This window comes from Halomonas cibimaris, assembly GCF_055379665.1.
In genome coordinates, this window is record NZ_AP043828.1 from 845326 (window position 1) to 859722 (window position 14397).

At 59.9% G+C, this 14397-nt stretch carries 9 protein-coding genes and 3 rRNA genes; 8 read left to right on the forward strand and 4 right to left on the reverse strand.

What is annotated here, in order from left to right:
* The first annotated feature begins 33 nt into the window (after nucleotides 1-33).
* The 8 genes from ACZ415_RS03870 to ACZ415_RS03905 all read left to right on the forward strand — a co-directional run bounded on the left by ACZ415_RS03870 (nucleotide 34) and on the right by ACZ415_RS03905 (nucleotide 7563).
* The gene (locus ACZ415_RS03870; RefSeq protein WP_344702328.1) at nucleotides 34-1065 is read left to right on the forward strand and encodes a type I glyceraldehyde-3-phosphate dehydrogenase; all 1032 of its coding nucleotides are present in this window, start codon (nucleotides 34-36) and stop codon (nucleotides 1063-1065) included.
* A gap of 41 nt (nucleotides 1066-1106) precedes the next feature.
* Complete coding sequence (locus ACZ415_RS03875; protein ID WP_344702330.1) at nucleotides 1107-2285, forward strand: phosphoglycerate kinase; 1179 nt, start codon at nucleotides 1107-1109, stop codon at nucleotides 2283-2285.
* Between the two features lie 115 nt (nucleotides 2286-2400).
* Entirely contained in the window at nucleotides 2401-3465 is a 1065-nt protein-coding gene (gene fba, locus ACZ415_RS03880) for a class II fructose-bisphosphate aldolase (RefSeq protein ID WP_344702332.1), read from the forward strand.
* A 109-nt stretch (nucleotides 3466-3574) separates the two neighbouring features.
* The gene (locus tag ACZ415_RS03885; RefSeq protein WP_344702334.1) at nucleotides 3575-4303 is read left to right on the forward strand and encodes an HAD family hydrolase; all 729 of its coding nucleotides are present in this window, start codon (nucleotides 3575-3577) and stop codon (nucleotides 4301-4303) included.
* Nucleotides 4304-4400: 97 nt separating this feature from the next.
* Nucleotides 4401-5525: an RNA-guided endonuclease InsQ/TnpB family protein gene (locus ACZ415_RS03890; protein WP_464387755.1), complete on the forward strand. Its 1125-nt coding sequence runs from the start codon at nucleotides 4401-4403 to the stop codon at nucleotides 5523-5525.
* 112 nt (nucleotides 5526-5637) lie between these two features.
* On the forward strand, nucleotides 5638-6012 hold the full coding sequence (locus ACZ415_RS03895) for a translation initiation factor Sui1 (protein WP_464387756.1): 375 nt from the start codon (nucleotides 5638-5640) through the stop codon (nucleotides 6010-6012).
* A 367-nt stretch (nucleotides 6013-6379) separates the two neighbouring features.
* Nucleotides 6380-6538: an RRXRR domain-containing protein gene (locus tag ACZ415_RS03900; RefSeq protein WP_344702338.1), complete on the forward strand. Its 159-nt coding sequence runs from the start codon at nucleotides 6380-6382 to the stop codon at nucleotides 6536-6538.
* Between the two features lie 116 nt (nucleotides 6539-6654).
* Nucleotides 6655-7563: a nuclease-related domain-containing protein gene (locus tag ACZ415_RS03905; protein ID WP_344702340.1), complete on the forward strand. Its 909-nt coding sequence runs from the start codon at nucleotides 6655-6657 to the stop codon at nucleotides 7561-7563.
* 2 nt (nucleotides 7564-7565) lie between these two features.
* Here the strand turns inward: ACZ415_RS03905 and ACZ415_RS03910 are convergent, their stop codons facing one another.
* From ACZ415_RS03910 to ACZ415_RS03925, 4 genes are all read right to left on the reverse strand, one after another.
* Entirely contained in the window at nucleotides 7566-8900 is a 1335-nt protein-coding gene (locus ACZ415_RS03910) for a deoxyguanosinetriphosphate triphosphohydrolase (protein ID WP_344702342.1), read from the reverse strand.
* 145 nt (nucleotides 8901-9045) lie between these two features.
* Nucleotides 9046-9161 (reverse strand): 5S ribosomal RNA (gene rrf, locus ACZ415_RS03915).
* An 81-nt stretch (nucleotides 9162-9242) separates the two neighbouring features.
* A 23S ribosomal RNA gene (locus ACZ415_RS03920) occupies nucleotides 9243-12129 on the reverse strand.
* Between the two features lie 235 nt (nucleotides 12130-12364).
* A 16S ribosomal RNA gene (locus ACZ415_RS03925) occupies nucleotides 12365-13898 on the reverse strand.
* Together the 16S, 23S and 5S rRNA genes form the textbook arrangement of a ribosomal RNA operon.
* Between the last annotated feature and the right edge of the window lie 499 nt (nucleotides 13899-14397).

A 14397-nucleotide genomic window follows, 5' to 3' on the forward strand; every position in this document is an offset into this window, starting at 1 on the left:
CTCACTCGATTCAGCATGGCGGAGAGTCACACCATGAGCGACACGCGATACCGCATTGCCATCAACGGCTACGGCCGTATCGGCCAGTGCGCACTGCGCGCACTGATCGAGCGTCAGCTACCCCACGTTGACGTGGTGGCCATCAACGAGCTGTCGGATGCGGCTACCATCAGCTACCTGACCCGTTTTGATACCACCCACGGGCGCTTTCCCGGCACGGTAGAGGCCAACGACGGCCACCTGATCGTCAACGGCCACCCCATTCGCCTGTTAAGCGAGCCGGACCCGGCAAAACTGCCCTGGGGCGAGCTGGGGATCGATCTGGTGCTGGAATGCTCGGGCAGCTTCAAAGACCGCGCCACCGCGATGCAGCACATCAACGCCGGGGCCAAGCAGCTATTGTTCTCCCAGCCGGCGGGAAACGACGTCGACGCCACCGTTGTCTGGGGCATCAATCAGGACACATTGTCCCTTGAGCAGCCGGTGATTTCCGCGGCGTCGTGCACCACCAATTGCCTGGTGCCGCTGCTCACGGTGCTGGATGAAACGCTGGGCGTGGAGCACGGCGTCACCACCACCATCCATTCGGCGATGAACGACCAGCCGGTGATCGACGCCTGCCATCAGACCGACCTGCGCCTGACGCGCTCGGCGATGCAGTCCATCGTGCCGGTGGATACGGGCCTGGCCCGGGGCATCAGCCGGCTGATGCCCCACCTGGCCGGGCGCTTTGAATGCCTGCACGTGCGCGTGCCCACCATCAACGTCTCGGCCATGGACGTTTCGCTGACGGTGCGCCACGACACGCACGCCGCCGCGGTCAATGCGCTGCTGGCCGAGGCCGCCGCTGCACGACTCGACGGCGTGCTGGGCTACACCGAAACGCCCACGGCATCGGTGGATTACAACCACGACCCGCGCTCCGGCATTATCGACGCCACCCAGACTCGAGTAGCCGGTGCGCGGTTAATCAAACTTTTATGCTGGTTCGATAACGAATGGGGCTTTGCCAACCGCATGCTGGATATCACCCAGCGGCTGGCCGAGCTGCGCGCCGCTGCCTGATACCGCCCCAGAAGTAAATCAAAACGACGAGGACGTTGCCCATGAACGTGAAACGCATGACCGACCTTTCGCTTCGCGGCCAGCGCGTGCTGATCCGTGAAGACCTCAACGTGCCCGTCAAGCAAGGACAGGTGGCAAGCGACGCCCGCCTGCGCGCGGTGCTGCCCACCGTCCGCGCCGCCGTTGACGCAGGCGCCAAGGTGCTGCTGATGAGCCACCTGGGTCGCCCCACCGAAGGCGAACCCGCTGACGAGTTCTCCCTGGCCCCGGTGGCCGAGCGCCTGGGCGAGCTGCTGGAACGCCCGGTCACGCTGGTCGCCGATTACCTGGATCGCGCCCCCGAACTGGCCAACGGCGAAATCGCCCTGCTGGAAAACGTACGCTTCAACGCCGGCGAGAAAAAAGACGACGAAGCGCTTGCCCGGCGCTACGCCGCGCTGTGCGACGTCTTCGTCATGGACGCTTTCGGCACGGCTCACCGCGCTCAGGCCTCCACCCACGGCGTGGCGCGCTTTGCCCCGACCGCCTGCGCCGGCCCGCTGTTGGCCGCCGAGCTTTCCGCGCTGGAAAAAGCGCTGGCCGCCCCCACACGGCCGATGACGGCGATTGTCGGCGGCGCCAAGGTCTCCACCAAGCTTGACGTGCTCACCGCACTGGCCGACAAGTGCGACCAGCTCATCGTCGGCGGCGGCATTGCCAACACCTTTATCGCCGCGGCCGGGCATAACGTCGGCAAGTCACTCCACGAGGCCGACCTGGTGGAGCAGGCGCGCACGCTGATGGAAAAAGTCGACATTCCGCTGCCCACCGACGTGGTCGTTGCCACCGAGTTTGCCCAGTCCGCCCCGGCGATGATCAAGCCGGTGGATCAGGTGGAAGATCACGAGATGATCCTCGATATCGGCCCGGACAGCGCCGAGCACCTGGCCGGCATGCTCAAAAACGCCGGTACCGTGCTGTGGAACGGCCCGGTCGGCGTATTCGAGATCGATCAGTTCGGCCACGGCACCGAGCGGCTGGCCCGGGCCATCGCCGAAAGCGACGCTTTCTCCATTGCCGGGGGCGGTGATACCTTGGCCGCCATTGACAAGTACGCCGTGGCCGAGCAGGTATCGTACATTTCCACCGGAGGCGGCGCCTTTCTGGAATACGTTGAAGGCAAGGCACTGCCCGCCGTCACCGCCCTGGAAGCCGCCGCCGGCTACGCCCAACGCTTGTAACAAACGCCTTGTTGAGACATGATCTCAACATTGACGCTCAACGCCACGTACAGCCGCGCCGATGCCTCGGTGCGGCTTGGCTTTTCTTTTCGCGACCTATAATCAAGGTGACTTCATGGCTTTGATCAGCATGCGCCAGATGCTGGACCACGCCGCCGAACACGGCTACGGCATTCCCGCGTTCAACGTCAACAACCTCGAACAGATGCGCGCCATCATGGAGGCCGCCGACCAGACCGATTCGCCGGTCATCATCCAGGCCTCTGCCGGCGCGCGCAAATACGCCGGCGCGCCCTTTTTGCGCCACCTGATTCTGGCCGCGGTGGAAGAGTTCCCCCACATTCCCGTGGCCATGCACCAGGATCACGGCACCAGCCCCGGCGTCTGCCAGCGCTCCATTCAGCTGGGCTTTTCCTCGGTGATGATGGACGGCTCGCTGGGCGAAGACGGCAAAACGCCGATGGACTACGACTACAACGTTGACGTCACTCGCCGCACCGTGGAAATGGCGCATGCCTGCGGCGTTTCCGTGGAAGGCGAGCTGGGCTGTCTGGGCAGCCTGGAAACCGGCATGGCCGGCGAAGAAGACGGCATCGGCGCCGAAGGCAAGCTCGACCGTGAGCAGCTTTTGACCGATCCGGAAGAAGCCGCCGCGTTCGTCAAGGCGACCCACGTGGACGCGCTGGCCATCGCCATCGGCACCAGCCACGGCGCCTACAAGTTTACGCGTCCGCCCACCGGCGAAACCCTGTCGATTCAGCGCATCAAGGAAATCCACGCGCGCATCCCGGATACCCATCTGGTCATGCACGGCTCGTCTTCCGTGCCCCAGGAGTGGCTTGAGGTGATCAACCAGCACGGCGGCGACATCCCGGAAACCTACGGCGTACCGGTGTCGGAAATCGTCGAGGGCATCAAGCACGGCGTGCGCAAGGTCAACATCGACACCGACCTGCGCCTGGCCTCCACCGGCGCGGTGCGCCGCTTCCTCGCCGAGAACCCAAGCGAGTTCGACCCGCGTAAATTCCTCAAGGAAACCGTTAGCGCCATGCGTGACCTGTGCATCAGCCGCTACGAGGCCTTCGGTGCGGCGGGCAACGCCAGCAAGATCAAACCGATCAACCTTGAAGAGATGTACATGCGCTACGCACGCGGCGAGCTGACCCCCAACGTCAAGTAGTTCAAGCGTTCCCCCGCCAGGGCGGCCCGAGTGGCCGCCTTTTTTGTGCCGGTAGCCGGGTCACAGGCTTTGTGAGACACTTGGCGCGTTCGCACTGCAAGGTACCGCCATGTTTCTGCCCCTGCTGCTCTTTGATTGCGACGGCACGCTGGTTGACAGCGAACCGCTGCTGGCAGAAGAAATGGTCACGGGCCTGAATGCGCTGGGACTACCGCTTACCGCCGCTGAATATCTGGTTCGCTTCCGCGGCGTGCGCTTTCGCCACATCGCACGCCGGCTGCAAGAACAATACGGCGCCGTGCCACCATCCCGGCTTGCGCGCATGGAAGCCGCCATGCGCGCCAACCTGGCCCGGCGCATGACCGACGAGCTAAGGCCCATCTCCGGGGCCATCGATGCGCTTGAACGCTTGGCCGCGTACCCTCGCGCGGTCGTCTCCAACGGCACGGAACAAAAAATCCGCGCCGCACTCACGACCACAGGACTCAGCAGCCGTTTTGATACCCCCATATTCAGCGGCTATACCGTCAACTGCTGGAAACCTGAGCCCTGCCTGCACTTACATGCTGCGCGCGCGCTGGGATTTGCCCCGGCGAACTGCATCGCCATTGATGACGCCCTGGTGGGCGTTGAGGCGGCGCTCGCCGCGGGCATGACGGTGATTCATCTCAACCGTTTTCCCCAGGCCGAGACGACGCCGGCCAATGCCATTATGATACGCTACATGAACGAACTCCCCGGCGTGGTTGCCGGCCTGGCAAGCGGGGCCTCGCGCGCCAAGAGCGCTCACGAGAGCCTGCCAAATCAGACGCCACGCCTTGACGCTTTTACCAAATAGCGCGTAAAGCATCGCCCCATGCGGGCGGTGGTAAAAGCGCGCACCGCAACGCGATGCCGGGGTTGAAGGTTCCATTACCACCTGATATTTATACAAAATGACGAAATGTGCCTACAAGGAACGGTTTTATCCGACGCCCGAACAAGCCGCCTTGCTGGCGCAATCGTTTGGCTGCGTGCGTTTTGTCTGGAACAACACCCTGGCCTATCGCACCGAGGCCTATCAGGAGCGGAAAGAAACCGTCTCACATTCCGAAGCAGAGAAGCGACTGGTGGCGCTCAAAGCGGAATTTCCGTGGCTGAAGAACGTGTCCAGCGTGATCCTGCAACAAGCCCTGCGCGATCAAAAAGCAGCCTTCGACAACTTCTTCAACACCAAGCTCAAGGCGCGCTATCCGCGCTTCAAAGCCAAGGATGGCCGGCAATCCATTAGGCTGACCAAGGCTGCCTTCCGCTATCGGGACGGCGCGATCACTATCGCCAAAACGAAAACACCGCTACCGATCCGCTGGAGCCGCCCACTGCCCGGCGCCCCGTCCAGCGTGACGATTTCACGCGACCGTGCAGGCCGCTACTTCATCAGTTGTCTGTGCGAGTTCACGCCCGAGCCGTTGCCGGCCACGTCCCGTACCGTAGGTATTGATCTGGGGCTGACCGACCTGTTCATTACCAGCCAAGGGCAGAAATCCGGCAACCCGCGCTATCTCAAACGGTATGCCGCCAAACTGGCCTACCTGCAACGCCGACTGAGCAAAAAGCAGCGAGGCTCGAACAACCGCCATAAAATGCGCCGCAAGGTGGCGCGTCTGCACGCCAAAATCGCGGACTGCCGCCGCGATGCGATGCACAAGGCCACTCGAACGCTGGTCAACGAAAACCAAGTGATCTGCGTCGAGACGTTGAACATTGTCGGCATGCTCAAGAACAAGACACTGGCCAAAGCCATCAGCGATGCGGGTTGGGGCGAGTTCCTGCGCCAGCTGGCCTACAAGGCCGACTGGGCGGGCCGCCAGCTCATTCAGGTCAGCCGGTGGCTGCCCAGCAGCAAGACGTGCCACCATTGCGGCCACAAGATCAAAAAGCTGCCGCTATCGCAGCGCCACTGGCACTGTGACGGCTGCGGCCAAGCCATTGACCGCGATATCAACGCGGCCAGGAATATCGAAACCGCCGGACGGGCGGGGGTAGCCTGTGGAGCGACTGGATCGGGGGCTGTGGCTTAATCGTCACGGTCTAGTGAAGGCGTGTGGAAGCAGGAAGGTTCTGGGGGTGACCCAGCAACCCTCGCCCAAAGCGCAGTGCGCGGCGGGCGGGAAGTGTCAGAGGAGAACGATGATGGCATCGCTACGCGACCAGCTTGGCGGGCTGGTGTACTCTACCGAACACGGCGATACCTGCCCGGACTGCCGCGAGCCGCTGGCGCAATGTTGCTGCGCGGCACTTGCAGAACAGCAGCGCCTTGAAACGCTGGACGGCACCGTGCGTATTCGCCGGGAAACCAGCGGCCGCAAAGGCAAGGGGGTTACTACGCTTACCGGCATCAAACTCCCTGCCGACGAGCTCAAAAAGCTCGCCAAGCAGCTGAAAAAACGTTGCGGCACCGGTGGCGCGGTCAAAAACGGCGTTATCGAGATTCAGGGGGACCACCGCGATACGCTGTATCAGGCGCTGGTGGCCATGGGCTATACCGTCAAGCACGCCGGCGGCTAAGCACGACTGCAGCGCCCGTTTTCTTTTTATACATAGGCCCTATCCACGACAAAGGCCCCACCCACGGCAAAGGCCCTTCGTCAACTACCTCTACCTAAAGGCAGAGGCTTGTAAAAACAGGCCCGGTTGACCAGGGAGAGCGGGCAACATGGCCGCTACGTTGATAGCAGGTCGTCAAGACTCACCAGTGGATGCTTCCCCAGTCTGCTGCTCTGAAAGGTCGGGATCATGCGGGCGCAAGGTAAAACGCCGAAGGCCCCGACCGCTGCCGCCAGGCAGGAGCCGGTTATCGACATTCCCGAGGGGAGACGGATCGAACGATCCGCGACACAAGGCCCGTAAGGGCATTGATCAGGAGGGAATCGCCGTGGCGGTTTTCGTATTGGACAAAGGCAAGCAGCCGTTGATGCCGTGCAGCGAAAAGCGTGCCCGGCTGCTGCTGGAACGCGGTCGCGCCGTGGTGCATAAACGCTACCCGTTCACGATCCGGCACGTGGAGATGGCTACGGCTACCACCTCACAATAACCACTCACCAACGGAAAGGAGGAGCGGGACAGGCGGTGGCATAATCCGGGTCGCCCTGCGGGCGACGCGCTATCCCTCCCGGCACTCGAAGTACCGGGTATCCCGCACAAGTTCTGATGACCTGGCTGGCATACCTGTTACCCCTCATCTTTTTGTTTCCCATGGCCGCACTGGGCGCTGTGGCACTGGCTTTGCGCAACCTGCACGATGTCCCCATTCGCTCACCGTTTGACGCCAACCCGCTGCGCGGGCCGGGTCAGGCACTGCGCGCACGGCTGGATCAGGCATTTTCCACGCTTTTTCTCAACGGCTCGCTAGGCCCGCTGATTAGCCTGGCGCCGCTGATGTACGGCATGGGCCGCATGCTGTTTGCCCAGCGCCAGTTCTGGGTGGAGTGGGCCCTTTACGGCATGCTGAGCACCGTTTTGGTGCTGATCTTTTCTCTGCTGCTAGTACGTGACTACCAGCGGATACGCCGCCTCAAGCTGGGGCTTGCCTGCGAGCTTGCCGTCGGCCAGGAGCTGGATCGGCTGCTCTATCTCGAAGCCCACACCTACGCGGTGTTTCACGATGTTCCCGCCGGGCACTTTACCATTGACCACATTGTGGTCACGCCGGGCGGTATTTTTGTGGTAGAAACGCGTGCCCGAAGCCGGGCGCTCGACGCCGAAGGGCGTGAAATCAAACAGGTCGCCGTTGAGCGTGAGCGTCTACGCTTTCCTCACTGGCAGGAGCGCCGGCCGCTGTACAAGACGCGCCAGGCGGTCAGCTGGCTTAGCGACTGGCTTGAACGCCAATGCGGTGTTCCGGTGCCCGTGCGCGGGGTTCTCGTTTTACCGGGCTGGGATATCGATACCCAGGAAGCGGCCAACGACATCATGGTCGTTAGCGGCGAACATCTGGCAGCCCAGCTGACCGCTATCACGCTTGGCAAACTGGACAAGACGGTTCACGGCAGCATCGTTGACTGGCTGCGACAGCGCTGCCCGCAGCAGGAAAAGCCCCTGCGTCAGCCGTCTGCCTGAGCTCACCCGTTGCCCCTGAGCCGGCCTCCCATCTCCTGGGCCAGATCGACCGCGTAGTGGTCAGTCATGCCGCCAATAAAATCCAGCATTCGCCGATAGCTGGCGTACAGGGGCCATTCCTGGGTCGGCGTGTTTTCGCCGATCAGAGCTAGCACACGCTGGTGTTTAAAGGATAGTGCGCCATGGTAATGCAGCTCATGCGCTGCCCCGATAAATGCTTCGAGCAGAATACCCAGCGTGGTGTAGGCACCGATCTCGAGCTTGGCCTTGCGCTCGTTCTGGAAAATCCGTTCCCGGGCAAGTGCTTTGGCTGCCGCAACGCCGTCGCTCAGGTCACCGTGGCATAGCGTCAGCAAATCCCGATCCAGTTGCCCCGTCAGCAGTGACGCTTCGTGCTGTACAAACACCTCTGCCACGTCATTCACCGCACGTTCCATCGCCGCACCACGCAGCAAGGCGATACAGCGACGTTGGGAAGCATCGCGCCGCTGCATCTCAGCGTACTCGGTAGGCAGCCCGCCGGCGATGCGTTGAAGAATACCGGCCACTTCTTCGTAGCGCAGAATGCCCATTTCCAGTCCGTCTTCGAGATCCAGCAGGGCATAGCAGATATCGTCAGCGGCCTCGACCAGCCACGCCAGCGGATGCCGACACCATCGGTCTTCGCCCTGGGGCAGAAGCCCCAGGTCGGCTGCGACATCACGCAGCAAGGATACCTCCGACTGATAGGCGCCGAACTTGCCGCCGGCGGTTTGCTGCGTCACCGCCCAGGGATATTTCAGCAGCGTACCCAGCGTCGCGGCCGTCATGCGCATACCGCCGTTAAACTGGTTGTACTCGATCTGAGTGATGACGCGAAAGCCTTGGGCATTGCCTTCGTAGGTCAGCAAATCGTCGCGCTCGGCGGGCGTCAGACCGTCCAGCCAGCCGGCATTATCGGCGCGCTGAAACCAGTCACGAATAGCGTATTCACCCGCGTGGCCAAAGGGGGGATTGCCGATGTCGTGGCCCAGACAGGCGGTCTGTACGATCACGCCCAAATCCGCCGGGGTAATGCTCTCCGGCAGACGGTCCTGCAGCAGCTCGCCCACGATCATACCCAGCGAACGGCCCACACAGCCCACTTCCAGCGAGTGGGTCAGTCGAGTGTGGATGTGATCGTTTTCGGTTAGCGGATGCACCTGGGTCTTGCGCCCGAGCCGGCGAAACGAGCCGGAAAACACAATTCGGTCGTGGTCTTTATGAAACGGCGTGCGGCCGATCTCGTGTGAAATATCGCGGCGCTTATCGTGCAGGCGTCGTGGAGAAAGCAGCTTTTCCCAACGCATCATCGTCATGGCGTTTTCTTCTCCCTGGAGCTCGATTGTGGCACACAGTCGACGCCCGTTGGTCCATTATCGGTGGTCAGCAACCGGTTCCCCGCTGTTTTTCTTCCGCGCACACAAAAAACCCGGCGCGTGGCCGGGTTTTCTGCGTATTGATGCCTGACGATGTCCTACTCTCGCATGGGGAGGCCCCACACTACCATCGGCGCTGAACGGTTTCACTGCTGAGTTCGGCAAGGGATCAGGTGGTTCCCGCTCGCTATGGCCGTCAGGCGTAACTGGTGGTCTATCAAGCTGTGCGATACGTCTCTTGTATCCGGTCGTTGTCCTGCAACCCGACCCCTTGGGTGTTATAGGGTCAAGCCTCACGGGCCATTAGTACACGTTAGCTCAACGCCTTGCAGCGCTTCCACACCGTGCCTATCCACCAGCTCGTCTTGCTGGGCCCTTCAGGAGGCTCGAGGCCTCGGGGATGTCTCATCTTGAAGGAGGCTTCCCGCTTAGATGCTTTCAGCGGTTATCCCGTCCGACCTTAGCTACCCGGCAATGCCACGGGCGTGACAACCGGCACACCAGAGGGTCGTCCACTCCGGTCCTCTCGTACTAGGAGCAGCCCTTCGCAAACATCCTGCGCCCACGGCAGATAGGGACCGAACTGTCTCACGACGTTCTAAACCCAGCTCGCGTACCACTTTAAATGGCGAACAGCCATACCCTTGGGACCGACTTCAGCCCCAGGATGTGATGAGCCGACATCGAGGTGCCAAACACCGCCGTCGATGTGAACTCTTGGGCGGTATCAGCCTGTTATCCCCGGAGTACCTTTTATCCGTTGAGCGATGGCCCTTCCATACAGAACCACCGGATCACTAGAACCTGCTTTCGCACCTGCTCGACGTGTCTGTCTCGCAGTCAAGCACCCTTGTGCTCTTGCACTCACTGCACGATGTCCGACCGTGCTGAGGGTACCTTCGTGCTCCTCCGTTACGCTTTGGGAGGAGACCGCCCCAGTCAAACTACCCACCACACACGGTCCTCGATCCGGATCACGGATCAGAGTGAGAACGCCAATGATGCCAGGCTGGTATTTCAAGGGTGGCTCCCCCCGGTCTGGCGACCGGGGTTCCAAGCCTCCCAGCTATCCTACACAGGCAACATCAGCGTCCAGTGTGAAGCTATAGTAAAGGTTCACGGGGTCTTTCCGTCTGGCCGCGGGTACACCGCATCTTCACGGCGATTTCAATTTCACTGAGTCTCGGGTGGAGACAGCGTGGCCATCATTACGCCATTCGTGCAGGTCGGAACTTACCCGACAAGGAATTTCGCTACCTTAGGACCGTTATAGTTACGGCCGCCGTTTACCGGGGCTTCGATCAAACGCTTCGGCGAACCTAACGTCATCACTTAACCTTCCGGCACCGGGCAGGCGTCACACCCTATACGTCCGCTTGCGCGTTGGCAGAGTGCTGTGTTTTTAGTAAACAGTTGTAGCCACCTGGTATCTTCGACCGCCTTCCGCTCCGCCCGCGAGGGGTTTCACGTACCGGCGGCGTGCCTTCTCCCGAAGTTACGGCACCATTTTGCCTAGTTCCTTCACCCGAGTTGTCTCAAGCGCCTGGGGATTCTCACCCTGACCACCTGTGTTGGTTTGGGGTACGGTCGCATCGTATCTGGTGCTTAGAGGCTTTTCCCGGAAGCGTGGCATCAATGACTTCAACACCGTGGTGTCTTCGTCTCGTCTCTCGGCCTTGAGCCGCCGGATTTGCCTGGCGGCTCAGCCTACGGACTTTCACCAGGACAACCGTCGCCTGGCTCACCTAGCCTTCTTCGTCCCCTCATCGCAATACGATCCGGTACGGGAATATTGACCCGTTTCCCATCGACTACGCCTTTCGGCCTCGCCTTAGGGGCCGACTCACTCTGCTTCGATTAGCGTCGAACAGAAACCCTTGGTCTTCCGGCGAGGGCGTTTTTCACGCCCTTTATCGTTACTCATGTCAGCATTCGCACTCGTGATACCTCCAGCGAGCTTCTCAACTCCCCTTCATCGGCTTACACGACGCTCCTCTACCACGCATCCGAAGGATGCGTCCGTAGCTTCGGTACCTGGTTTAGCCCCGTTACATCTTCCGCGCAGGCCGACTCGACTAGTGAGCTATTACGCTTTCTTTAAAGGATGGCTGCTTCTAAGCCAACCTCCTAGCTGTCTGAGCCTTCCCACATCGTTTCCCACTTAACCAGGATTTGGGGACCTTAGCTGACGGTCTGGGTTGTTGCCCTTTCCACAACGGACGTTAGCACCCGCTGTGTGTCTCCCACGCTGCACTCACCGGTATTCGGAGTTTGCCTCGGGTTGGTAAGTCGGGATGACCCCCTAGCCGAAACAGTGCTCTACCCCCGGCGGTGATACGTGAGGCGCTACCTAAATAGCTTTCGAGGAGAACCAGCTATCTCCGGGCTTGATTAGCCTTTCACTCCGACCCACAGCTCATCCCCGCATTTTTCAACATACGTGGGTTCGAGCCTCCAGTTGCTGTTACGCAACCTTCACTCTGGCCATGGGTAGATCGCCCGGTTTCGGGTCTATTGCCAGCAACTCGACGCCCTGTTAAGACTCGGTTTCCCTACGCCTCCCCTAGTCGGTTAAGCTTGCTACGGACAATAAGTCGCTGACCCATTATACAAAAGGTACGCGGTCACATGACGTGCATGCTCCCACTGCTTGTACGCACACGGTTTCAGGATCTATTTCACTCCCCTCTCCGGGGTTCTTTTCGCCTTTCCCTCACGGTACTGGTTCACTATCGGTCAGCCAGGAGTATTTAGCCTTGGAGGATGGTCCCCCCGTCTTCAGTCAAGGTTACACGTGCCCCGACCTACTCGATTTCACGCGTTTGGATTTTCGACTACGGGGCTATCACCCGCTATGGCGGCGTTTCCCAACGCCTTCGTCTAATCGGCCACGCGCTTAAGGGCTACTCCCCGTTCGCTCGCCGCTACTGGGGGAATCTCGGTTGATTTCTGTTCCTCGGGGTACTGAGATGTTTCAGTTCCCCCGGTTCGCCTCGTATTCCTATGTATTCAGAATACGATACTCACCTTGTGGTGAGTGGGTTTCCCCATTCAGAGATGCCCGGGTCGCAGGTTGTTTGCCACCTCGCCGAGCCTTATCGCAGGCTTCCACGTCTTTCATCGCCTCTGGCTGCCTAGGCATCCACCGTGTGCGCTTCATTGCTTGACCCTATAACCCGAAGGAGTCGGGGTCGCAATGACAACGATTGCCGGATACGCTTGAGACGTATCACATGATCACTTCATTGGAAATGATCGTTTATCAGCTTGATATACCTTGTTAAAGAGCACTGCCAAAAAGCAGTCGTAAACAGGCGGGCTGTTGCCCCCGTGCTTATGACTGCACTTCGACAATCGATCAGGTAATTCATTGTGGGCACTTGCCGAGCGGGTGACGCATCGATTAAGGAGGTGATCCAGCCGCAGGTTCCCCTACGGCTACCTTGTTACGACTTCACCCCAGTTGCGAACCACACCGTGGTGATCGCCTTCCGAAGTTAGGCTAACCACTTCTGGTGCAGTCCACTTCCATGGTGTGACGGGCGGTGTGTACAAGGCCCGGGAACGTATTCACCGTGCCATTCTGATGCACGATTACTAGCGATTCCGACTTCACGGAGTCGAGTTGCAGACTCCGATCCGGACTGAGACCGGCTTTATGGGATTCGCTGACTTTCGCAAGCTCGCTGCCCTTTGTACCGGCCATTGTAGCACGTGTGTAGCCCTACCCGTAAGGGCCATGATGACTTGACGTCGTCCCCACCTTCCTCCGGTTTGTCACCGGCAGTCTCCCTAGAGTTCCCGACCGAATCGCTGGCAAATAGGGACAAGGGTTGCGCTCGTTACGGGACTTAACCCAACATTTCACAACACGAGCTGACGACAGCCATGCAGCACCTGTCTCTCGGTTCCCGAAGGCACCAAGGCATCTCTGCCCAGTTCCGAGGATGTCAAGGGTAGGTAAGGTTCTTCGCGTTGCATCGAATTAAACCACATGCTCCACCGCTTGTGCGGGCCCCCGTCAATTCATTTGAGTTTTAACCTTGCGGCCGTACTCCCCAGGCGGTCGACTTATCGCGTTAACTTCGCCACAAGGGTCTCAAGGACCCCAACGGCTGGTCGACATCGTTTACGGCATGGACTACCAGGGTATCTAATCCTGTTTGCTACCCATGCTTTCGCACCTCAGCGTCAGTGTCAGTCCAGAAGGCCGCCTTCGCCACTGGTATTCCTCCCGATCTCTACGCATTTCACCGCTACACCGGGAATTCTACCTTCCTCTCCTGCACTCTAGCCCAACAGTTCCGGATGCGATTCCCAGGTTGAGCCCGGGGCTTTCACAACCGGCTTATCAAGCCGCCTACGCGCGCTTTACGCCCAGTCATTCCGATTAACGCTTGCACCCTCCGTATTACCGCGGCTGCTGGCACGGAGTTAGCCGGTGCTTCTTCTGTGAGTGATGTCTTTCGGCCGGGGTATTAACCCGACCGCGTTCTTCCTCACTGAAAGTGCTTTACAACCCGAGGGCCTTCTTCACACACGCGGCATGGCTGGATCAGGCTTTCGCCCATTGTCCAATATTCCCCACTGCTGCCTCCCGTAGGAGTCCGGGCCGTGTCTCAGTCCCGGTGTGGCTGATCATCCTCTCAAACCAGCTACGGATCGTTGCCTTGGTAGGCCGTTACCCCACCAACCAGCTAATCCGACATAGGCTCATCCGATCGCGGGAGCCTAAGCCCCCTTTCTCCCGTAGGACGTATGCGGTATTAGCCTGAGTTTCCCCAGGTTATCCCCCACGACCGGGCAGATTCCTATGCGTTACTCACCCGTCCGCCGCTCGACGCCTGAAGTGCAAGCACTCCATCGTTTCCGCTCGACTTGCATGTGTTAAGCCTGCCGCCAGCGTTCAATCTGAGCCATGATCAAACTCTTCAGTTTAAAATCATATAGTGCATAAGCTGCACCAAACTTGGCTCAAGGTTTCAAACGTCTCAAATAAAACCCGAAGGTTTTGACGAGACACTTGTCTTGATAATAGGTGATTTGTCACCCACTCAGGCAAGCGCCCACATGAATTACCTGATCAACTTGTTAAAGAGCATCTCGCAAGGCCGTTATGTTAGCCTGCAAAGCGGCGATGACTTGCCGTCTCTGCTGCGAGGAAGGCGTATTCTACACGCCTTGAAGTGGTTGTCAACTGCGATGTCATAAACCGCGTAACCTGTTGACACCCAAGGCCTTTTTTGGGCCTTTCACCGCGGGCAACGCTTGGCGTCGTCTGCAGCGGATGCGTACTCTACGGGCTGAGGCAGCGTTTGGCAAGGGATGGCGGGAAATAAATTATTGGCGCCGCCTTTCGACGCCAAAAAGCATATCGGAACCGGCGCTGCTAACGAGTAAACTGGACGCACCGCTTACCCATAACTGCCTGCCAGCC

Bases quoted from the DNA above. Each gene is read 5' to 3' on its own strand.
- fba (WP_344702332.1), top strand. From the start codon at position 2,401: ATGGCTTTGATCAGCATGCGCCAGATGCTGGACCACGCCGCCGAACAC.
- ACZ415_RS03910 (WP_344702342.1), bottom strand. From the start codon at position 8,900: ATGACGATGATGCGTTGGGAAAAGCTGCTTTCTCCACGACGCCTGCAC.
- ACZ415_RS03875 (WP_344702330.1), top strand. From the start codon at position 1,107: ATGAACGTGAAACGCATGACCGACCTTTCGCTTCGCGGCCAGCGCGTG.
- ACZ415_RS03890 (WP_464387755.1), top strand. From the start codon at position 4,401: ATGACGAAATGTGCCTACAAGGAACGGTTTTATCCGACGCCCGAACAA.
- ACZ415_RS03885 (WP_344702334.1), top strand. From the start codon at position 3,575: ATGTTTCTGCCCCTGCTGCTCTTTGATTGCGACGGCACGCTGGTTGAC.
- ACZ415_RS03895 (WP_464387756.1), top strand. From the start codon at position 5,638: ATGGCATCGCTACGCGACCAGCTTGGCGGGCTGGTGTACTCTACCGAA.
- ACZ415_RS03870 (WP_344702328.1), top strand. From the start codon at position 34: ATGAGCGACACGCGATACCGCATTGCCATCAACGGCTACGGCCGTATC.
- ACZ415_RS03905 (WP_344702340.1), top strand. From the start codon at position 6,655: ATGACCTGGCTGGCATACCTGTTACCCCTCATCTTTTTGTTTCCCATG.